Below are 19,843 nucleotides of genomic sequence, written 5' to 3' on the forward strand. Positions count from 1 at the left end.
GCCGCCGCCCATCCGAGCCCCAACGCCGGCGTGGTCGAGGCCGCGTTCGCCGGGTCGCTCGGCCTGCGGCTGGGCGGCAGCAACCGGTACGGCGGGCACGTCGAGCACCGGGCGGTCATGGGCGAGGGCCGCGCTCCGACGTACCACGACATCCCGCGCAGCACGCGCCTCGCCGGCCGGGTGGGCGTCGTGAGCCTGCTCGCCGCCGCGGCTACCGCGACGCTCACCGCGACACTTACTGCCCGGCTGGCGGGACGGGCCCGAGCGACGGCCCCGGTGCGCTAGCATCCCGCTAACGGGCACGAGGAAGCCGGTGGGAATCCGGCACAGTCGCGCTACTGTGACACCGCCTCCGGGCGGTGGAGTCAGACCCGAGTGTCCGTCCAACCCCATCGAACAGGGACGCACGTATCCCTGAGGAGGACACATGTCGCACGCTGCTGCGGCGCCGGTCACCGGTGCCCCTTCGGTTCCCACCATCCCGGTCGCGCAGGTCGCCCCCTGGGCGCTCTTCTTCGGCTTGCTCGGCCTGCTGGTGCTCTTCTTCGTGAGCACCGACCAGGGCGCGATCTCGCTGGTGGGGGGCACCGCGATCCACGAGTGGGTCCACGACGGCCGCCACCTCCTCGGCTACCCCTGCCACTGAGCCCACTGGGCCTCGCTGAGCCTCACTCTGGCCCTCGCTGACCCCGGGGTCACCCGCACGCGCCCCCCGCGCGCGTCGGTGACGCCCGGCTGAGTCGCGCCCACCTGCAGCGCCGCGCCTGACGCCCTACGGCGTCAGGCGCCGGCCTGCCTGCTCGAACGGACCCGCATGACCGCACGCTCCCTGCTCGTCCGTGGCCTGGTCGCTGGCCTGGTCGCCGGCGTCGCCACGTTCCTCGTCGCCTACGCCGTGGGCGAGCCCCACGTCGAGGCCGCCATCGCCCTGGAGGGGACAGGCGACGGCGGCACGACGCACGACCACGGCGCCCCCTCCGCCGACAGTCACTTGCACACCCACGATCACGGCGCCGCCGCCGACGGAGGCACCGAGGTCTCCCGGGTCGACCAGCGGACCTGGGGGCTCCTCACCGGCACCCTCGCCGTCGGACTCGCCCTCGGCGGCATCGTGGCGCTCGTCGCCGCCGCGACGCTCGGCCGGATCGGCGAGCTGAGGCCCAGCCAGTCGACAGCGATCGTCGCGCTGATCGGCTTCGTGGCCTACGCGCTGGTGCCGTTCCTGAAGTACCCCGCCGCACCGCCGGCGGTCGGCAGCGGCGACACGATCGGTGACCGCACCGCGCTCTACTTCGGGTTCGTCGTCGTCTCGGTGGCCGCCGCCGCCCTCGCGACGTACGCCGCGCTGCGGCTGCGCCGGAGGATCGGCACCTACGGGTCCGTCGTCGCCGGCAGCGTCGGCTACCTGGCGGTCGTCGTGGTCGCCGGACAGCTCTTCGGCACGGTCAACGAGGTGGGCGACTTCCCGGCGGACACGCTGTGGTTCTTCCGCCGGGCGTCGCTCCTCACGCTCGCGACCATGTGGGCGGTGCTCGGTGTGGTGCTCACCGGACTGGTCGGCCGGCTGCACGCCACCGACCTCGCGCGGACGGAGCGGCGGGCGCTGGCCGCGAGCCTCTGACCCACAGGGGCGGCTGCTCCGTCAGCGCGGGAGCCGGCGGTCCGCCACGGGCCGGTCGGCCACCAGGTGCTCGACCACGATCCGGCGGGCGGTGTCGGGGTCGACGGCGCCGTACCAGACGTCGTCGGGCTGGACGCTCACCACGGGCGCCTGGTTGCACGGGAACTGGCAGCCGGTATGGGTGAGGAGCACGTCGTGGTCGCCCAGGCCGGCCTCCATCAGGCCGAGCACGAGCGCCCGGGCCGTCTCGTCCGAGCCGCGGGCCGTGCACCGCGGACCGCGGCAGAGCAGGACCTGGCGGCGGTGCCCGGTCACGTCCTCCCAGGCCGCCGAGGTGAGCCCCGGCTCGCCGCCGGAGATGGGCCTGCGCTCCTCCAACGCGGCAGCGATCCCGTCCACCGCGGTGACCAGCCGGGTCGCGACCTCGATAACCGGTCGGTCGCCGCTGCGCTCGCGCCACCAGTGCCCGGCGATCCGGCGTAGCCACGAGTGGGCCGGCGCCAGAGCGCCGAGGCTGACGCCGACGAGGGTGACCGTGTGGACGCCGGTGTCGGCGAGCCGGGTCAGCTCGCGGGACAGCGACGGGTCACCCATCTGCAGGAACGCGACCGAGGCATCGAGTCGTCCGGCCGCCGCGAGCAGCTCCTGACGGCGGTCGACGTCGGAGACCGACATGCCGACCAGGACCAGCGTCATGTCCGCTCCCTCACCCACGCGACCGCGTCGTCCACGTCGTGCACGGTCGGCACGCCGGCAGGCCCGGGCGGCCGGCGTACGACGACCACGGGGATGCCCAGCTCGGCGGCGGCGCGCATCTTGGGCCAGGTGTAGGTGCCGCCGGAGTCCTTGGTGACGACGACGTCGCTGCCGTGCCGCCGCATCAGGGTGAGCTCGCCGGCGAGGGTGTAGGGACCGCGGCTGGTGACCAGCTCCCAGCGCTCGGGCAGGCTCAGCTCGGGTGGGTCGACTACCCGGGCGAGTACGCGGTGCTTCCCGAGGGCCGGGACGAAACGGGCCAGCTCCTGGCGGCCCACCGTCAGGAACGGCCGCTCACCCAGCGTGGCGGCGAGCACCGCCGCGTCCTCGTGGGTGTCGACGTAGAGCCAGGCCGGGTCCGGGTCCCAACCGGGGCGCTCGAGGCGCAGCAACGGGACGCTCTCGAGCGGGCACGCCGCGGCCGCGTTGGCGGTCATGCCCAGGGCGAAGGGGTGGGTGGCGTCGACCACGGCGTCGTAGTCGGCCAGGGCGGCCCGCAGCCCCTCGACCCCGCCGAAGCCACCGATGCGCACCGTGCCCACGGGCAGACGCGGGCGGGCGACCCGCCCGGCCAGCGAGGAGGTCACGTCGACGCCGTCGGGCACCAGCCGGGCGGCGAGCTCGCGGGCCTCGCTGGTGCCGCCCAGGAGCAGCAGTCTCATGCGGTACCTCCGGGCGGCAGGACCGGCAGCCCGGCCGGCGCGCCGTCGCGGGCGAGCGCGAGCAGCGCGTCGACGTCGAGGTGCGCCTCGACCAGGTCGCCCAGCCGGTCCAATCGCGCCTCGCGCGCGGCGCCGAAGCGCACCGTCGACGGCCGTCGGCCGAGCAGGTCGGCCAGCAGGGCGCCGCGCAGGGCGTCGCCCTCCAGGCTGCCGTGCCACATGGTGCCCAGGACACTGCCGCTGCGCGCGCCGCCGAGGAACTCCTGGCCACCGCCGCGCGTGATCCGGCCGTGATGGATCTCGTAGCCCGATGCCGGCACCCCGAGTGCAGTGCCGGTGGGCAGGCGCAGCGTCTTCTCGGCCGCGAAGTCGGTGCGGACCTCGAGCAGTCCGAGGCCGTCGATCTCCGCTCCGGCCGGTCCCTCCACGCCGTCGGGATCGGCGATCGTGCGGCCGAGCATCTGGAAGCCGCCGCAGATGCCGAGCACGGGTCGTCCTCGACGCGCGTGGTCGCGGATCGCGACGTCGAGTCCGCGCGAGCGCAGCCAGGCCAGGTCGCTGATCGTCGACCGGGTGCCGGGCACCACCACCAGGTCGGCGCCGGCGAGGTCACGCGGGTCGGAGACGAAGACGACGTCGAGGTCGGGCTCCAGGCCCAGCGCGTCCACGTCGGTGAAGTTGCTGATCCGTGGCAGCCGCACGACCGCCACCCGGTAGAGGGCCTCCGAGCCGGCGCGCCGGCCCTCGAGGTCGAGCGCGTCCTCGGAGTCCAGCCACAGCGTCGGGTCCCACGGCAGCACGCCCAAGACCCGGCGGCCGGTCAGCTGCTCGAGTGACACCAGACCGGGGGAGAGCAGTGCCTGCTCGCCGCGGAACTTGTTGACCACGAAACCCGCCACCAGGGCCTGGTCGGCGGCGTCGAGCAGCGCGACGGTGCCGAACATCGCCGCGAAGACGCCGCCCCGGTCGATGTCGCCCACGACGACCGTCGGCAGCGCGGCGTGACGGGCGAGCCCCATGTTGACGTAGTCGTGGGCCCGCAGGTTGATCTCCGCCGGGCTGCCGGCGCCCTCGGCGACCACCAGCTCGAAGCGTGCCGCCAGGTCGTCGTACGCCGCGTGCGCGGCCTGGGCCAGAGGTCGGCGCCCGGTCTCCCAGTCGGCCGACGACACCTCGCCGGCCGGGTGGCCCATGAGGACGACGTGGCTGCGCCGGTCGCTGCCCGGCTTGAGCAGAACCGGGTTCATCGCCGGCTCGGGGGTCACGCCGGCCGCCAGCGCCTGCACCCACTGCGCGCGGCCGATCTCGGCGGTGGTGCCGTCCGGGGTCGCGCAGACCATGGAGTTGTTCGACATGTTCTGCGCCTTGTACGGCGCCACCCGGACGCCGCGGCGCGCGAAGGCGCGGCACAGGCCGGTCGTCACGATGCTCTTGCCGGCGTCGGAGGTGGTGCCGGCGACCAGCAGGCCGCTCACGCCCGGACTTCCGGCGCCCGCAGCAGGTAGACGTCCATCACCCAGCCGGCCGCCGCCTTCGCGCGATCGCGCGCGGCGTGGATCGGGCCGAGCACGTCGCCGACCCGCCCGGCGACCAGCTCCTCGGAGTCGGTGCCGAGGTTCGCCCCCCACCAGATCGACCAGTCATCGAGGTCGTCGAGGTCCAGGGTGCCGGTGAGCATGACGCACACGTTCGTCTGGCCGGCCGCGAGGTCGTCGCGCAGCCGGCGCGCGGTGGTGACGTGCACCGGGGCGCCGACCGGATGGAGAACGACCCGGTGGCGGGCCGCCAGCAGCTGCGGGGCGCTGATCCCGGGGAGCACGTCGTAGGAGATCCCCCTGCGCTGAGCCAACCGCTCGACGATCCGGATCGTCGAGTCGTAGAGCGACGGGTCGCCCCAGACCAGGAAGGCGGCGGTGCCGCCCCGCTCGCGCAGCACCCGCTCGTAGGCGTTCACGCGCGCCTCGTGCCAGTCGCGCACCGCCCGCTGGTAGCCGGCCTCGGCGCCCGTGGAGTCCGGCGACCGGTCGCGCTCGGCATCGGGCACGGCGACGAGCTCGACGCCGTACGCGTCCGCGATCGCTCGCCGCGCCGCGAGCAGGCCGTCCTCGTCGCGCTTCTCCGCCGCGAGCACGTAGTCGCACCCGCGCAGCGCGTCCGCGACCTCGGGCGTCACGTGCTGCGGCCCCATCCCGATGCCGAGGACCCGCACCTGCGTGGCCGGACTCATCCGCGGTCCTCGAGGTCGCCCTCGACCTCCAGGTAGACCTGCTGCATCGCGCCCAGCGTGGCGGCGTCGGGCTCGGCCCACAGGCCGCGGTCGGCGGCCTCGTGGAGCCGCTCGACGATGCCGCGCAGCGCCCATGGGTTGGAGCGGCGCAGGAACTCCTGGTTGGTCTCGTCCAGAACGTACTCCCGGGCGAGCTTCTCGTACATCCAGTCGTGCACGACCCCGGCGGTGGCGTCGAAGCCGAAGAGGTAGTCCACCGTCGCGGCGAGCTCGAAGGCGCCCTTGTAGCCGTGGCGCTGCATGGCCGCGATCCAGCGCGGGTTCACCACGCGGGCGCGGAAGACCCGGGCGGTCTCCTCGGCCAGCGTCCGGGTGCGTACGGCGTCGGGGCTGGTCGAGTCGCCGACGTACGCCCTCGGTGCCGCGCCGGTCAGCGCGCGCACGGTGGCGACCATGCCGCCGTGGTACTGGAAGTAGTCGTCGGAGTCGGCGATGTCGTGCTCGGCGGAGTCGACGTTCTTGGCGGCCACCTTGATGCGGCGGTAGTTGGCCCGCATGTCGTCCGCGGCCGGCGCCCCGTCCAGGTCGCGGCCGTAGGCGAACCCGCCCCAGGCGGTGTAGACCTCGGCGAGGTCGGCGTCGTCGCGCCAGGTGCCGGACTCGATGAGCTGCAGGATGCCGGCGCCGTAGGACCCCGGCTTGGAGCCGAAGATGCGCATCGTGGCGCGGCGGGCGTCGCCGTGCTCGGCCAGATCGGCCGCGCAGTGGGCGCGCACGTAGTTGAGGTCGGCGGGCTCGTCGAGGTCGGCGACCATGCGCACCGCGTCGTCGAGCATCGCCACCACGTGCGGGAAGGCGTCGCGGAAGAAGCCGGAGATCCGGACGGTGACGTCGATGCGGGGACGGCCGAGCTCCTCGAGCGGCACCACGACCAGCTCGCAGACCCGGCGGGACTCGGCATCCCACTCCGGTCGCACGCCGAGCAGGGCGAGCACCTCGGCGACGTCGTCGCCCGACGTGCGCATCGCGCTGGTGCCCCACACCGACAGGCCGACCGACGTGGGGTAGGCGCCGGTCTCGTCGAGGTAGCGCTGCAGCAGGGAGTCAGCCATCGCCTGGCCGGTCTGCCAGGCCAGCCGCGACGGCACGGCGCGCGGGTCGACGGTGTAGAAGTTGCGACCCGTCGGGAGCACGTTGACCAGGCCGCGCAGCGGAGACCCCGACGGGCCGGGCGGCACGAAGCCGCCCGCCAGGGCGTGGAGCACGGCGTCGAGCTCGTCGGTCGTCCGGCCCAGCCGCGGCACGACCTGCTCCGCGGCGAACGCCAGCACCCGCTGGACCTCCGGGTCGTCGTGGAGCGTGGCCGCGGCCGCGGCGTCCCAGCCGGCCGCCTCCATCGCCTCGACCAGCTCGCGCGCGCGGGTCTCGGCCTCGTCGACGGCGTGACGGTCGGCGCCGTCCTTGAGGCCGAGGGCGGCCCGCAGGCCCGGGAGGGCATGGCCGACGCCGCCCCAGACCTGCGCTGCCCGCAGGATCGACAGCACCAGGTTGACCCGGGCCGCCCCGGTCGGCGCGGCGCCGAGGACGTGGAGCCCGTCGCGGATCTGGGCGTCCTTGATCTCGCACAGCCAGCCGTCGACGTGCAGCAGGAAGTCGTCGAACTCGTCGTCGTCCGGCCGCTCTGAGTCATCAGGGAGCCCCAGGTCGCGATGGAGCTCGGCGGCGTGCATGAGCTGCCAGATCTCGCCGCGGATCGCCGGCAGCTTCGCGGGGTCCATCGTCGAGATCCGGTCGTAGTCCTCGAGCAGCCCCTCCAGCCGCGCGATGTCGCCGTAGGACTCGGCGCGAGCCATCGGCGGCACCAGGTGGTCGACGATCGTGGCGTGGGCGCGGCGCTTGGCCTGCGCACCCTCCCCGGGGTCGTTGACGAGGAACGGGTAGACCAGCGGCAGGTCCGTGATCGCGGCGTCGGGCCCGCAGGCGGGGGAGAGCGCCGCGTTCTTGCCGGGCAGCCACTCCATGGAGCCGTGCTTGCCGAGGTGCACGACGGCGTGCGCACCGAAGCCGCCTGCGTCGACGTCGGCGCGCAGCCATCGGTACGCCGCCAGGTAGTGGTGGCTCGGCGGCAGGTCGGGGTCGTGGTAGATCGCCACGGGGTTCTCGCCGAACCCGCGCGGTGGCTGGATCAGGATCACGACGTTGCCGGCCCGCAGGGTCGCGAGCACGATCTCGCCGGCGTCGTTGACGAACAGCCGCCCGGGCGACTCGCCCCACGCCTCGACCATCGCCTCGCGCAGCGCCGCCGGCAGGTCGGCCGTCCAGGCGTCGTACGCCGCCTTGCCGATGCGCACGTGCGCGTCGGTGAGCTGCGCGCTGGTGAGCCACTCCTCGTCCTGCCCGCCGGCCGCGATCAGAGCGTGGATCAGCGCGTCGCCCGCCTCGGTGTCGTCGGCGAGGTCGAGCAGCGGCAGCACGGGATTGCCGGTGCCGAGGTCGTAGCCCTCCTCGCGCATCCGGCGCAGTAGCCGGATCGCGGAGACCGGCGTGTCGAGACCGACGGCGTTGCCGACGCGAGCGTGCTTGGTGGGGTAGGCGCTGAGCATCAGCGCGACCCGCTTCTCGCTGTTCGGGACCCGGCGCAGCACCGCGTGGTTGACCGCGATGCCGGCGACCCGGGCGCAGCGCTCGGGATCGGCGACGTAGGCCGGAAGGCCCTCGGCGTCGATCTCCTTGAAGGAGAAGGGAGCGGTCGTGATCCGGCCGTCGAACTCCGGGATGGCGATCTGGCTGGCGTAGTCGAGCGGGCTGACGCCGTCGTCGGAGGCATCCCACTCGGCGCGGCTGCTGGTCAGGCACAGGCCCTGCAGCACGGGGATGTCGAGGGCCGCCATCCGCGCCACGTCCCACGCCTCGTCGTCGCCACCCGCGCTGGCGGTCGCCGGCGCGGTCCCACCGGCGGCGAGCACGGTGACCACCAGCGCGTCGAGCGTGCCGAGTGCCTCGTAGAGGGCGTCGGGCGCCGAGCGGAGGGAGCCCGCGAAGATCGGCACCCCCACGGCACGGCCGGTGGCGTCGATCGCGTCGGCGAGCGCGTGGGCGAAGGCGTTGTTGCCGCTCGCCTCGTGGGCCCGGTAGTAGAGCACCCCGACCCGCGGCAGGGCGTCGTCGGGGGCGGCCGGCCGCTCGGCGTACCCCCACGCCGGGATCGCGACCGGTGGCTCGAACCCCTCGCCGGTCAACAGCACCGTGTCGGAGAGGAACGCGTGCAGCTGGGCGAGGTTGGCGGGTCCGCCCTCGGCCAGGTAGCGGTGCGCCTCGGCGGAGACGCCCATCGGCACGGTCGAGAGCTCCATCAGCTCGGCGCTCGGTTGCTGCTCGCCGCCGAGGACGACGAGCGGCGTGCCGGCCTCGCGGACGGCGGTCATACCCGGCCACAGGTCGTGCGGCGACCCCAGCAGCCGGATGACGACGAGGTCGGCGCCGGCCACGGCTGCGGAGAGCTCGGCGTCGCCGGCCCGGCTCGGGTTCGCCCACCGGTACGCCGCGCCGCTGGAGCGGGCCGAGAGCAGATCGGTGTCGGACGTCGACAGCAGGGCGATGCGGGTAGGCGCGGCCATGGCCTGGTTCCTCCTCCGGGGTTCTCGCCCCGTCCATCGGTCGGATCAGCCCGCGGCCAGTGTCTGGCTGCGCCCCGCACGAAGCGGGACGTCACAGTGGCGGAACCGCCCCGGAGTCTCACCGGGTTCCTGCACCACGAGCGACCGGCAGCCTACGGGAGACCCGGACCGGGGGCGCACCGGGTCGGCCGGTCCGACAGCGACGAGGCGCCGCGGCGGGTGGCGCTCAGCCGGACCGAGGTGCCGCGTCGCACCCGCAGCGAGAGCCGCCGGCTGGCGGGGTCGATCCCCGTCGCCGCCGCGAGCGCCACCGCCCGATGGCGCCGCCTAGCGGCGGGCGGCAGCGTCACCCAGACCGTGGCCGGCATTCCCTGCTGTCCGATGTCGGCGCTCGCGGCCACGCCCGAGGTCGACAGCACGTGGGCCAACGCCCAGGCGCCGACCAGCGTGCTCATCCCGACGACCAGCACGTCGGCAGAGGCGTCGGCAGAGACGTCCGGCGGGCCGGTCGGCGCGCTCACCCCTGCGGTAGTCCGGTGCCGTGGCGCTGGAACCGGACCAGGCGCTCGTTCTCGTAGGAGATCCGCTCGTCGGTGCGCTCCAGGTCGCGGAACATGACCTTCAGGGTCCTGAGGCCGTCGGCCGACTGGCGGGCGAGGTCACCGGCGAGCTCGAGCGCGGTCGCCTCCGCCTGGTCGGCGGGGGCGACGCGGTGGACCAGGTCGTAGGACGCCGCTTCGGCGGCGTCGAGCGTCCGGCCGGTGTAGACGAGCTCCTTGGCGCGGGACAGGCCGACCAGCTGGGTGAGCCGCGCCGGCCCGACCGGCACGCCGTGGCGGGCGCCTGCCCACGCCAGCTTGAGGTTGTCGCCGGCTACGCGGAGGTCGCAGCCGGCGACGATCTCGGCACCGGCTCCCACGCAGTTGCCCACGCACACGGCGATCGTCGGCACCGGGATGTGCTCCACACAGCGGTACAGCTGCGCGAAGGCCTCCATCCTGGCCACGCCGGCCTCGGGGTCCAGCGGCTCGGTGACGTCGGCACCCGCGCAGAAGGCGTCGGTCGACGTCGTCGACAGGACCAGCACGCGCAGCTCGGGGTCGGCGGAGAGCTCGGTGAGCGCGGAGACGAGCAGCCGGAGGGTGGCGCTGTCCAGGGCGTTGCGCTTCGTGGGCCGGTCGATCCGCAACAGCTCGACGCCGTGGTCACGCCGCTCGCGCAGCAGGCTCATGCGCCCGCGCCCGTGGTCTCGCCGTCGACAGCGTCGGCCGCGGCGGTCGAGCCGGTCCGTGACAGCTCGCGCTTGAGGATCTTGCCGGTGGCGGTCATGGGCAGCGAGTCCACGATCTCGACGATGCGGGGGTACTTGTAGGCCGCCATGGTCTCCTTGCTCCACTCCACGATCTCGTCGGAGGTGGCCGTGGTGCCGGGCTTGAGGATGACGACGGCCTTGATCTCCTCGCCGTGGCTGTCATGCGGGACGCCGATGACGGCGGCCAGCGAGATCGCCGGGTGGGTGAGCAGCACCTCCTCGATCTCGCGCGGGTAGACGTTGAAGCCGCCGCGGATGATGAGGTCCTTGGACCGGTCGACGATGTAGTAGAAGCCGTCCTCGTCACGGCGCGCGAGGTCGCCCGTGCGGAACCAGCCGTCGGCGTTGATCGCCTCGGCGGTGGCGTCGGGACGCTTGTAGTAGCCCTTCATGACGTTGTGGCCCTTGATCGCGATCTCGCCGATCGCGTCGGGGGTCCACTCGATCGGGTCCCAGCCGGCGGGGTCGATGAGCTCCATCTCCACGCCGGGGATCGGCTTGCCGATCGACCCCGGGCGCGCGGGCTCGCCGTACGGCGCGAACGATGCGACGGGGGACGTCTCGGAGAGGCCGTAGCCCTCGGCGATCGTGACGCCGAGGCGCTTCTCGACCTCGTGGTGTACCTCGACCGGCAGCGCCGAGCCACCGGCGATCGCCATCCGCAGGTTCGTGGCCAGGGTCGCCACGTCGGTGTCCTCCTGGAGTGCTCCGAGCAGACCCCAGTACATCGTCGGCACCCCGGCGAAGACCGACACCGACTCCCTCAACATGGCCTCGATCGCGGCGCCCGGCTCGAAGCGGGGGAGGAGCACCAGCGTGCCACCGAACGCGAAGCCGCCGTTCTGGATGACGGTCTGGCCGAAGGAGTGGAACAGCGGCAGCACGCACAGGTAGGTGTCGGGCCGGCTGGCGTCGCAGCCGAACAGGTCCTTGCTGGCCAGTGCGTTGTCGCGCATGTTGCGGTGCCGCAGCTCGGCGCCCTTGGGCTGGCCGGTGGTGCCGGAGGTGTAGAGGATGACCGCGGTGTCGTCGGGGTCGGTGGCCACCGTCTCGAAGGTCGCGGGCTGGCCGGCCACGGCGCGGCCGAAGGTCTCCACCCCATCGATCGGCGAGGCCGCGGCCGGGTCGGCGGTGATCATGAAGAAGTCCCGGCAGCCCTCGACCTGGCTGAAGCCGTCGTAGGCCTCGGCGCCGATCGCCAGCTCGGGGGTGCCCTGGAAGGCGAAGAGCGCGACCGCTTCGGAGTCGTCGAGGTGGTAGGCCACCTCCCTGCCCTTGAGCAGCACGTTGAGCGGCACGACGACCGCGCCTGCCTTGAGGATCCCGTAGTAGACGATCGAGAAGTACGGCAGGTTCGGGCACATCAGCGCGACCTTGTCGCCGCGCCGGACGCCGCGCTCCGCGAGCAGGTTCGCGACCTGGTTGGCGGCCGCGTCGACCTGCCGGTACGTCAGCCGGGTCGGGCCCAGCACCAGGGCATCGCGGTCGGGATGCTCGCGGGCGGAGTCCTCGAGCAGGTGGGACAGGTTCGACATGGTGACTTCCTCGGAGGCGGCAGGTCGGGTGGCGGGCGGGCGGGGCGTCATCGCGGCGGGTCGACGAAGATGTCGTACTCGAGCTCCCCGGTCCCGCCGTACGGCGCGAGGTCGGTGACCCCCGCGTCGCGGAGGACGTCGACATCCAGGAACGTGTTGCCGGTGCACTCGCCGGCGGGCCGTTCGAGGATCGTGACGGCGGCATCGGCCACGATCTGAGGGCTGCGCGACCTCTCGATCGCGGCGTCGCCGCCCAGGATGTTCTTCACCGCGTCGGTGGCGATGTAGGTCTCGGGCCACAGGCAGTTGGCCGCCACCCCGTGCCCGGCGTACTCCGCCGCCCAGCCGAGGGTCAGCAGCGTCATGCCGTACTTGGCCATCGTGTACGCAGGGTGCGCGCCGAGCCAGGTCGGCGACAGGTTGAGCGGCGGACTGAGGGAGAGGATGTGAGGGTTGGTCCCCTTGCGCAGGTGCGGCAGCGCCTTGCTGCTGAGCAGGTAGGTGCCGCGGAGCTGGATGTCGGTCATCAGGTCGAACCGCTTCATCGGCAGCGTGTCGGTGCCGTCGACGGCCAGCGCGGAGGCGTTGTTGACGACGATGTCGATGCCGCCGAACGTCTCCACGGCCCGTTGGACGGCGCGTTCCACCGACGCCTCGTCGCGGACGTCGCCGACGACGGGCAGCGCCCGTCCCCCCGCAGCCTCGATCTCGGCGGCCGCGGTGTGGATGGTGCCGGAGAGCCGGGGGTCCGGCGTGTCGGTCTTGGCCAGCAGGACCACGTTGGCGCCGCGCCGGGCGGCGGCGATCGCGATGGCGAGGCCGATGCCGCGGCTGCCGCCGGACATCAGCAGGGTGCGTCCATCGAGGCTCATCCGGCGATCTCCTTGCCGAAGATCTGCCGGGCGACGACCCACTTGAGGATCTCGTTGGCCCCCTCGTAGATCTCCCCGATCTTGCTGTCGCGGTAGATCGCCTCAACGGGGCCGGCGGTGCCGTCCGCGCTGAGCTCGCGGGCGAAGCCCAGACCGCCGAAGACCTGGACGGCGTCGCGGGCCATGTCGACCGCCAGCCGGCTGCCGTAGAACTTCGCCATCGAGGCCTCCGGGTCGGGGAAGATCTCGCCGGCGTCGCGACGCAGGGCGGCCTTCAGGTACAGGGTGCGAGCGTTCTCGATCTCGGTCGCCCGCTCGGCCATGAGGAACTGCCAGTGCTGGTTGGCGCCCAGCTTGCGTCCGAACGCCTCGCGCGTCGACAGGTGCGCCACGGCGTGGTCGAACGCGGCCTGGGCCATGCCGACCCCGGCCGCGGCGATGCCGATACGGCCCAGCGTCAGGGTGGCGAGCGCGTGACGGAGCCCCTGTCCGGGCTCGCCGCCGAGCAGCGCGTCGTCCATCAGCTCGACGTCCTCGAACCAGACGTCGGCGGTGAGCTGGCCGCGGTTGCCCATCTTCTGGTCGGGTTCGCCCACGCGTACGCCGGGCAGCGAGGTGTCGACGATGAACATCGACAGCCGGTCCTCGGTGCGGGCGAGGGTGACGATGAAGCCGGCGACCGGCGAGTTGGAGATCCACCGCTTGCGACCGTTGAGGACCCAGGTGTCGCCGTGCCGGACGGCCACGGTCCGCACCGCCTGCGGGCTCAGGTCGGAGGACGCCTCCGGCTCGGTGGTCGCGAAGGCGCCCACCATGGTGCCCTCGGCCACCGGTCGCAGCCAGCGCTGCTGCTGGGCGGCGGTGCCGTGGGCCAGGACGTGGCCGGCGAGGATGCAGTGCACGTCGAAGACGGCCGCGATGCTGCTGGAGTAGTAGGCCAGCTCCTCGATCGCGACCGCGGTGGCGGTGAAGGGGTGCTCGAGCCCCTCGCCGCCCACCTCGGTGCCGAACGGGACTCCGAACAGACCGGCGGAGGCGAGGGCGTCGAACACCTCGCGCGGGAAGCCGTCGACCCGCTCGTCGCCGTTCGCGATCCGACGTGCCGCGGGCGCGACGATCTCGCTGGCGAGCTTCCGCACGCGGTCGCGGACCTCGCGGGTCTCGGCAGGGGAGAGGAGGTCGTGGTACAGGCGGTCAGCCTGACGGATGGGGTGGGGCGTGGTTGGCATGATGCTCTTTCGTCGAGAGGTTCAGCGGACAGGTCGTGGCGCAGACTCGGCCAGGCTCGTGACGACGTGTTCGGCGGCCTGCTGGCCCGAGGCGGCCGCGTCGGCCAGGGACGGCATGTCGAGCTGGTAGTCGCCGGCCAGATGGACCGGGCCGAGGGGCTGGCGCAGGGTCGGCAGCGATGCCCGTCCGCCGGGGGCCCAGAACGGGACCACGCGCGGGTGACGGCGGAGGATCCCTGCGTCGAGCTTCCCCTCCAGCTCGGGATAGACCTTGACGAGGTCCTCGGTGAAGCGGGCGACGATCTCCTCGTCGGTGAGCTCGAACAGCCGGTCCGCCTCGGCGCCGCCGGCGAAGCAGGCCAGCGCGCCTCCGGGCCTGCGGACACCGCCCCGCCGCTGAGCCGCAGCGTGGTTGAACACGGCCTGGAACGCCATCCCCGGTGTCGACACCGCGAGGAAGTCGTCCCATCGCTGGGGGCGGGCATCCTCGTGCGTGAAGAAGCCCACCACCACATAACGGCCGTAGCGGATCGCCTCGAAGGCCGTCCGGTACTCCGGCGGCAGCCCCGGCATGATCGTCACGGCGACATCGGCGGGCACGGCCACGATCGCGCGGCGGGCGCTCAGCCGTGCCGGTCCCTTCGCGTCCTCGTAGTCCACGACGACGCCGTCGGACGTCCACTCCACGCGCTGCACCGGGGAGTTCAGCCGGACGCGGTCGCCGAGGTCGGCGGCCAGGATGTCGGTGAGGGTCTGGTTCCCGCCGTGCGGAAGGGTCAGGTTCGGCACCTTCTCGGGGTCGGTCAGCAAGATGCCCATGGAGAAGACGAACTGCGTCGCGGCCGTCTCCTCCGGCTCGCAGCCCATCCACTGCCCCGACCAGGAGCGGACCATCTCGCGAGCCAGCTCGGAGGAGACGCCACGCAGCACGAAGTCGGCGCGCCGGTCGTCGAGCTTCGCCCGGACCCGCTTGGCCCACCGGTTGTCGGGGTCCATCTCCAGGAACGGCACGTTCGCGAGGATGCGGGTCCCGACCGCTGCCAGGCCGAGCCGGTCGCGCCAGGTCATGCGGGATCGGAGCATCAGGCTGAAGGGGTTGGAGGTGTCGACCTGCTTGCCGCCGAGCGCCAGCGCGACCGACTTGCCCTCCAACGTGCCCATCGGGATCTCATGCCGATGCAGGGCGTCGATGAGTGGGCCGGTGCCCTCGGTGAACTGGGTGCCGACGTTGATCCAGTAGTCGCCCTTGCGGACGGTGTCGACCCGGCCGCCGGCGCGGCCGGCCGCCTCGAGCACGACGACGTCGCGGTCGGCCAGCGTGGTCGCGGCCATCAGGCCCGCGATGCCGGCGCCGATGACGACGACCTCGTGGCTCTCTTCGCGCAGGTTTGGTGCAGTGGACGGTTCAGTGGACGGTTCAGTAGACATGGTGCTCAGCTCGCCTTCGTGGTGGTGGAGCGGTCGGTGCGGTCCAGGGCCGCGGCGACCGAGGCGACGAGCCGCTCGGTCGCCTGCCGGCAGCTCGGACTGACCGCTGTGTAGGACACGTAGCCGTGGACCTGCCCGGCCTCCCGGGTCACCTCGGCCGGAACGCCGGCTTCCAGGAGGGCCGTCGCGTAGGCATGGCCGTCGTCGTGGAGGGGATCGAACCCCGCGAGGTTGACGATCGCCGGCGGGAGTCCGGCCAGGGAGCTCGCGCGGAAGGGAGAGACACGCGGGTCCGCGGGGTCGGTCCCCTCCGGCAGGTAGTTGCCGACGAACCAGGCGATCTGCTTGGCCGACAGCGCGGGCGACCCGGCGAACTCGTCCTGGGATGGCCGGTGCTCGACGAGATCGGTGACGGGCTGGATGAGCACCTGCAGCATCGGCTGGACGGCGTCGCCCCGCACCTGCTGGCACAGGACTGCCGCGATGTTGCCACCCGCGCTCTCTCCGGCGACGACGATCCGACGCGGATCGGCACCCCAGTCGGCCGCGTGCGCGACGACGTACCTCCAGGCCGTGAGGGCATCGTCCTGCGCAGCGGGGAAGGGGTGGTCCGGAGCGAGTCGATAGCCCACCGAGACGACGTCGGCCCCGGTGCCCTGCGCGAGCATCCGTGCCGGTGCGGTGTAGCTGGCGCGGCTGCCGATGACGAACCCGCCGCCGTGGAAGAACAGGATCACCGCTCGGGGCGGCTGACCCGAGCCGTAGCGCGTGACCCACAGCCCGTCCGCGATCTCGACCTCCTCCTCGACCGCACAGGCGGGGACGCGGGCCGCGAAGAGAGCGAGGTCGCGCTCGGTCACCTCCCGTGCCTCCGCGGGCGGCAGGTCGCTGTAGTCGGCTCCGCTCGCGCTCAGCTTCATGAGGAGGGCCAGGTCGGGCGCCATCCGGTCGCCCGCGCTGTTGACCGGGGGCCGCGCCAGCAGCCGCTGGAGTGGTGCCGGCAGGCGGCCGAGACCGACCAGGAGGGCCCGTTGGGCGCGCTGGGCGAAGGTGAAGTCCGGCGCGCTCACGACTCGGCTCCGATGCGTGAGAGCGGAGACCGGGTGGCAGTGCGGGACGAGAAGCGCAGGTCCGGGTGGATCAGCCGTCCCTTGAAGAGGCGGTTGTCCTTGACGAACGTCGTGTGCATCTGCCACGGCAGGCCGGTGCCCTGGCGCGGGAGCTCGTCCTGGGCACGCTGCATGTAGCCGGCCGAGAGGTCGAAGAGGTCCCGCTTGGGCATGCCCTCCGGCGCGACCGGCACGACCATGTCGTAGCCCTTCGCGTCCATCTCGCGGATCACCTCGATGGCGAGGCGGGCGACGTTGCGGATGCGAAGGGTCCAGGTCGCCTTGGTGAAGCCGAGCATCATCGCCCAGTTGGGCACGCCGGAGATCAGCGAGCCGCGGTACAGCACCTGGTCCGCGATGTCGACGGGGACGCCATCCACGGTCGGCCGGATGCCGCCGAGCATCTGCATGACCAGGCCGGTCGCCGTGACGATGAGGTCGGCCTCGAGCTTCTTGCCCGACTTCAGCTGGATGCCCTCGGGGATGAACCGCTCGATCTCGTCGGTCACGATGTCGGCGCTGCCATCGCGGATCGCCTTGAAGAAGTCGCCGTCGGGCGTCGCACAGAGGCGCTGCTCCCAGGGGTTGTACGGCGGCGCGAAGTGGGTGTCGACGTCGAACCCCTTCGGGAGTTCCTTGGCGGTCATGCTGCGCAGGAGCTTGCGCCCGAAGCGGGGGAACTTCACCAGCACGGACACCAGGAAGTGGTCGCGCCAGATGTTCTTGAACCGCGTGAGCCGGTAGCCGAGCTTCTTGCCGAAGACCTTCAGCAGGAACTGGGCGATCGTGTCGACCTGGGGCATCGACGCGACGTAGCTCGGCGTGCGCTGGAGCATGGTGACGTGGGCTGCCGCGCCCTCGCCCGTCAGCATTGCGGGCAGCATCGTCACGGCGGTCGCGCCGCTGCCGATGATGACCACGCGCTTGCCGCCGTAGTCGTAGTCCTCGGGCCAGTGCTGCGGGTGGAGGATGTCGCCCTGGAAGTCCTCACGGCCCTGGAACCGCGGCTCGAAGCCCTTGTCGTAGTCGTAGTAGCCGGTGCCGCTGAAGACGAACCTGGCCCGGACGACCTTCGCGGACTCGTTGCCCGCCTCGTCGGTCACGGTGACGTACAGGGTCCATTCCGCGTCCTCGCTGGACCAGTCGGCCGCGGTGACCTTGTGGCCGAGGCGAAGCCTCTCGGCGAGCCCGAACTCGTTGACGGTGTCCTGGATGTACCCGCGGATCAGGTCGCCGCCGGCGATCGCCTCCTTGTGCAGCCAGGGCTTGAAGTCGTAGCCGTAGGTGTGCACCGAGTCGTCGGAGCGGATGCCCGGATACCGGAACAGGTCCCAGGTTCCGCCGACCGCGGCGCGAGCCTCGAGCAGGAGGAACTCCTTGTCGGGGAACGCATCCGTCAGGTGCTTCGCCACGCCGATGCCGGACAGGCCGGCGCCGATGACGACGATGTCGGCGTACTCCGTCGCGATGGTCTGGTTCATTGCTGCACTTCCTTCTCAGCCGTGTGGGTGAGCCCGGAGGCCCCGTCAGTTCGTGGGGTGGGGGACGACGCCCGTGCCGCGGGCGCGGGTGGCGACGATGGGCTCGGTGAGGACCTCGGCCCGACCGGTGTCGTCGACGGCGCGCGCGATGACGCGCAGCTCGAAGTCGATCGTCCGGCTGCGGTTGCCCTTCGCCGCGAGTCGCGCCTCGACCTCGATGACGTCCCCGCCGCGGACCGGCGCGAGGAACTCCACCGACGAGTAGCCGGCGAAGAGGCTCTCGTGGCCGTCCATGACGATCGCGAGGTGCGTGCCGGCGTCCCCGAACAACCTGAGCCCGAAGGCGCCGTCGACGAGGTTGCCGGCGTAGTGCGCCTCGGAGTGGGCCACGTAGCGCTGGTGGACGACGTTCATGCGATCTCCTCGGCGGTGCGACTCGAGCGGCGGAGCAGGTCGACGGCCACGAAGGCGACGAAGACGACGGCCAGGGCGACGAGGGCGACGTAGGACATCGCGTCCAGCGGTGACGCCGGCGGGTTGATCAGCCCGTTCAGGTACAGCCAGGCCATGGCGGCCGCGCCGGCGACCGTGCCGACGACCGCCAGCGGCCCGAGCCGACCCTCGCGCGCCAGGAGCTTGAGGGCGCCGGCGCAGATCAGCAGGTAGGGGAGGACCCAGAAGTAGACGATGAGCGTCGCCACTGAGTTGTAGACGTTGAGGATGTTGTCGGGGTTGAGGGCGACCATGACGAGGATCGCGCCCAGGCCCAGCACGCAGATGGTGACCACCGCGGCCGCGGGGCTCTGGTGGCGCGGGTGGATCCGGCCGGTGCGCGCGGGCAGCAACCCGTCGGCCGCCAACGTGGCCACGAAGCGTGAGCCGTAGTTGATGAACCCGATCAGCGCGGCGAAGGTGGCGATCGCCAGGACCAGGTCGGTCGCCGTGGCGACGGTGGAGCCCAGGCCGCCCTGGATGGCGAGCGCCGCCGCGGGCGAGGTGCCGGCCGCCAGGGCCTCGCTTGCGGCCACCAGCGCGGGCACCTGGAGGAAGGTGGCCACCACGTAGAGGGCACCGAGACCGGCGGGGACGCACATCACCGCGAGCGGGACCGCGCGCCGGGCGTCGCGCGTCTCCGCGGCGAGCGCCGTGCTGCTCTCGAACCCGACGAGGAACACGGCGCCGGCGGCGACGCCTTGGAAGATGCCGCTCGTGGTCGCCCCTTCGAGGGACAGCTGCGCCCCGAGGTCCAGGCCGGAGCGGACGGCGGCAGCCGCCGTGACCAGCACCATCAGCGGTACCGACACCGCCGCCAGGGTGACCGCCGACCGCACCGACGTGTCGAGGCCGCGGTAGGCGATGGTGCCCGCGACCAGCACGGCGCCGCTGTAGACGAGCATCTGGACGCCCACGTCGAAGCTGGAGTCGACGCCCACCGAGAGCAGGAAGCTCCCCGTGAAGAGCCCGACGAGGAAGGCGATGGCGCCGATCTGGGCGACGTACCCCAGGAACAGCGCGGCGCCCATGAGGATCCGCGCCCACGGGCCGAACACGTGGGAGATGTAGGAGTAGAGCGAGCCCGTGACCACGTAGCGCCGGGCGAAGGCGATGATCGCGAGACCGACCAGGCTCGTCGACACCGCCGCGATGAGTGACCCGAGCCAGGCGCCGTTGCCCGCGGTGGCCAGCACCAGCGCCGGGACCGAGGCCAGCCCGACGGGCGGGATGTACGACGCCAGCGCCAGGCCGACCAGCTGGTTGCGACTGAGGTGTCCCTCGTCGAGGCCGCCGACGGTGCCGAGCTCACCGGGTCGGGGCGTTCCTTCCGCCGCTGTGTTGCTACTCGTCATGGGGACCTCTCTTGCGCGTCGGCTCTTAGTCAGATGATTGGGTCAGGTGACCAAGTGTGTGGGGCGGATCACGCGTCGTCAAGGTCCTGGTCGGGATCGGGCGAATCGGACGCCGGCGCGAACAGCTGGTTGACAAGCCCGTGGCGC

General features: G+C 72.6%; 18 protein-coding genes and 1 riboswitch. Of the genes, 3 read left to right on the plus strand and 15 right to left on the minus strand.

Annotated features, from left to right (window positions below; genetic code table 11):
• From VGE38_RS03225 to VGE38_RS03235, 3 genes are all read left to right on the plus strand, one after another.
• Positions 1 to 285: cobalamin biosynthesis protein (locus tag VGE38_RS03225; RefSeq protein ID WP_331141096.1), on the plus strand; the 285-nt coding region annotated here is incomplete at its 5' end.
• A gap of 142 nt (positions 286 to 427) precedes the next feature.
• A complete protein-coding gene (locus tag VGE38_RS03230; protein ID WP_331141097.1) occupies positions 428 to 646 on the plus strand; it encodes a CbtB domain-containing protein in 219 nt (72 codons plus the stop codon).
• Between the two features lie 168 nt (positions 647 to 814).
• Positions 815 to 1,621 (plus strand): CbtA family protein, encoded by an 807-nt coding sequence (locus VGE38_RS03235; protein WP_331141098.1) that lies wholly within the window; start codon positions 815 to 817, stop codon positions 1,619 to 1,621.
• 21 nt (positions 1,622 to 1,642) lie between these two features.
• On the opposite strand, the gene VGE38_RS03240 is transcribed toward VGE38_RS03235, so the two are convergent.
• The 15 genes from VGE38_RS03240 to VGE38_RS03310 all read right to left on the minus strand — a co-directional run bounded on the left by VGE38_RS03240 (position 1,643) and on the right by VGE38_RS03310 (position 19,696).
• Complete coding sequence (locus VGE38_RS03240; protein ID WP_331141099.1) at positions 1,643 to 2,317, minus strand: (2Fe-2S) ferredoxin domain-containing protein; 675 nt, start codon at positions 2,315 to 2,317, stop codon at positions 1,643 to 1,645.
• Complete coding sequence (locus tag VGE38_RS03245; RefSeq protein WP_331141100.1) at positions 2,314 to 3,039, minus strand: cobalt-precorrin-6A reductase; 726 nt, start codon at positions 3,037 to 3,039, stop codon at positions 2,314 to 2,316. Before VGE38_RS03245 ends, VGE38_RS03240 begins: the two co-directional genes overlap by 4 nt.
• Positions 3,036 to 4,514 (minus strand): cobyric acid synthase, encoded by a 1,479-nt coding sequence (locus VGE38_RS03250; protein WP_331141101.1) that lies wholly within the window; start codon positions 4,512 to 4,514, stop codon positions 3,036 to 3,038. Before VGE38_RS03250 ends, VGE38_RS03245 begins: the two co-directional genes overlap by 4 nt.
• Positions 4,511 to 5,266 carry a precorrin-6A synthase (deacetylating) gene (cobF, locus tag VGE38_RS03255; RefSeq protein ID WP_331141102.1) on the minus strand — a complete coding sequence of 252 codons (756 nt, stop codon included), beginning with the start codon at positions 5,264 to 5,266 and terminating at the stop codon, positions 4,511 to 4,513. The genes VGE38_RS03250 and cobF overlap by 4 nt, the downstream gene beginning before the upstream one ends.
• Positions 5,263 to 8,883, minus strand: a complete 3,621-nt coding sequence (cobN, locus tag VGE38_RS03260; RefSeq protein ID WP_331141103.1) for a cobaltochelatase subunit CobN — start codon at positions 8,881 to 8,883, stop codon at positions 5,263 to 5,265. The genes cobF and cobN overlap by 4 nt, the downstream gene beginning before the upstream one ends.
• A 37-nt stretch (positions 8,884 to 8,920) precedes the next feature.
• A riboswitch (cobalamin riboswitch) is annotated at positions 8,921 to 9,037 on the minus strand.
• Entirely contained in the window at positions 9,036 to 9,404 is a 369-nt protein-coding gene (locus tag VGE38_RS03265) for a hypothetical protein (RefSeq protein WP_331141104.1), read from the minus strand. (Overlaps the previous riboswitch by 2 nt.)
• Positions 9,401 to 10,114, minus strand: coding sequence for an enoyl-CoA hydratase/isomerase family protein (locus tag VGE38_RS03270; RefSeq protein ID WP_331141105.1), 714 nt, complete (start codon positions 10,112 to 10,114; stop codon positions 9,401 to 9,403). Before VGE38_RS03270 ends, VGE38_RS03265 begins: the two co-directional genes overlap by 4 nt.
• Entirely contained in the window at positions 10,111 to 11,730 is a 1,620-nt protein-coding gene (locus VGE38_RS03275; protein WP_331141106.1) for a long-chain-fatty-acid--CoA ligase, read from the minus strand. Before VGE38_RS03275 ends, VGE38_RS03270 begins: the two co-directional genes overlap by 4 nt.
• A 47-nt stretch (positions 11,731 to 11,777) precedes the next feature.
• On the minus strand, positions 11,778 to 12,602 hold the full coding sequence (locus VGE38_RS03280) for an SDR family oxidoreductase (RefSeq protein ID WP_331141107.1): 825 nt from the start codon (positions 12,600 to 12,602) through the stop codon (positions 11,778 to 11,780).
• On the minus strand, positions 12,599 to 13,831 hold the full coding sequence (locus VGE38_RS03285) for an acyl-CoA dehydrogenase family protein (protein ID WP_331141108.1): 1,233 nt from the start codon (positions 13,829 to 13,831) through the stop codon (positions 12,599 to 12,601). Before VGE38_RS03285 ends, VGE38_RS03280 begins: the two co-directional genes overlap by 4 nt.
• A 21-nt stretch (positions 13,832 to 13,852) precedes the next feature.
• Positions 13,853 to 15,259, minus strand: coding sequence for a flavin monoamine oxidase family protein (locus VGE38_RS03290; protein ID WP_331141109.1), 1,407 nt, complete (start codon positions 15,257 to 15,259; stop codon positions 13,853 to 13,855).
• A 5-nt stretch (positions 15,260 to 15,264) separates the two neighbouring features.
• Positions 15,265 to 16,329 carry an alpha/beta hydrolase gene (locus VGE38_RS03295; protein WP_331141110.1) on the minus strand — a complete coding sequence of 355 codons (1,065 nt, stop codon included), beginning with the start codon at positions 16,327 to 16,329 and terminating at the stop codon, positions 15,265 to 15,267.
• The gene (locus VGE38_RS03300) at positions 16,326 to 17,849 is read right to left on the minus strand and encodes a flavin-containing monooxygenase (protein ID WP_331141111.1); all 1,524 of its coding nucleotides are present in this window, start codon (positions 17,847 to 17,849) and stop codon (positions 16,326 to 16,328) included. The genes VGE38_RS03295 and VGE38_RS03300 overlap by 4 nt, the downstream gene beginning before the upstream one ends.
• 45 nt (positions 17,850 to 17,894) lie before the next feature.
• A complete protein-coding gene (locus tag VGE38_RS03305) occupies positions 17,895 to 18,263 on the minus strand; it encodes a hotdog fold domain-containing protein (RefSeq protein WP_331141112.1) in 369 nt (122 codons plus the stop codon).
• Positions 18,260 to 19,696, minus strand: coding sequence for an APC family permease (locus VGE38_RS03310; RefSeq protein ID WP_331141113.1), 1,437 nt, complete (start codon positions 19,694 to 19,696; stop codon positions 18,260 to 18,262). The genes VGE38_RS03305 and VGE38_RS03310 overlap by 4 nt, the downstream gene beginning before the upstream one ends.
• Positions 19,697 to 19,843: the final 147 nt, after the last annotated feature.

The organism is Nocardioides sp. (assembly GCF_036405735.1).
In the GTDB taxonomy this organism is placed as follows: domain Bacteria; phylum Actinomycetota; class Actinomycetes; order Propionibacteriales; family Nocardioidaceae; genus Nocardioides.

What these genes read in the sequence shown, in the direction of transcription:
- VGE38_RS03310 (WP_331141113.1), bottom strand. Translation starts at nt 19,696, where the DNA reads ATGACGAGTAGCAACACAGCGGCGGAAGGAACGCCCCGACCCGGTGAG.
- VGE38_RS03235 (WP_331141098.1), top strand. Translation starts at nt 815, where the DNA reads ATGACCGCACGCTCCCTGCTCGTCCGTGGCCTGGTCGCTGGCCTGGTC.
- VGE38_RS03245 (WP_331141100.1), bottom strand. Translation starts at nt 3,039, where the DNA reads ATGAGACTGCTGCTCCTGGGCGGCACCAGCGAGGCCCGCGAGCTCGCC.
- VGE38_RS03230 (WP_331141097.1), top strand. Translation starts at nt 428, where the DNA reads ATGTCGCACGCTGCTGCGGCGCCGGTCACCGGTGCCCCTTCGGTTCCC.
- VGE38_RS03240 (WP_331141099.1), bottom strand. Translation starts at nt 2,317, where the DNA reads ATGACGCTGGTCCTGGTCGGCATGTCGGTCTCCGACGTCGACCGCCGT.
- VGE38_RS03285 (WP_331141108.1), bottom strand. Translation starts at nt 13,831, where the DNA reads ATGCCAACCACGCCCCACCCCATCCGTCAGGCTGACCGCCTGTACCAC.
- VGE38_RS03305 (WP_331141112.1), bottom strand. Translation starts at nt 18,263, where the DNA reads ATGAACGTCGTCCACCAGCGCTACGTGGCCCACTCCGAGGCGCACTAC.
- VGE38_RS03290 (WP_331141109.1), bottom strand. Translation starts at nt 15,259, where the DNA reads ATGTCTACTGAACCGTCCACTGAACCGTCCACTGCACCAAACCTGCGC.
- cobN (WP_331141103.1), bottom strand. Translation starts at nt 8,883, where the DNA reads ATGGCCGCGCCTACCCGCATCGCCCTGCTGTCGACGTCCGACACCGAT.
- VGE38_RS03275 (WP_331141106.1), bottom strand. Translation starts at nt 11,730, where the DNA reads ATGTCGAACCTGTCCCACCTGCTCGAGGACTCCGCCCGCGAGCATCCC.
- VGE38_RS03280 (WP_331141107.1), bottom strand. Translation starts at nt 12,602, where the DNA reads ATGAGCCTCGATGGACGCACCCTGCTGATGTCCGGCGGCAGCCGCGGC.
- VGE38_RS03300 (WP_331141111.1), bottom strand. Translation starts at nt 17,849, where the DNA reads ATGAACCAGACCATCGCGACGGAGTACGCCGACATCGTCGTCATCGGC.
- VGE38_RS03270 (WP_331141105.1), bottom strand. Translation starts at nt 10,114, where the DNA reads ATGAGCCTGCTGCGCGAGCGGCGTGACCACGGCGTCGAGCTGTTGCGG.
- cobF (WP_331141102.1), bottom strand. Translation starts at nt 5,266, where the DNA reads ATGAGTCCGGCCACGCAGGTGCGGGTCCTCGGCATCGGGATGGGGCCG.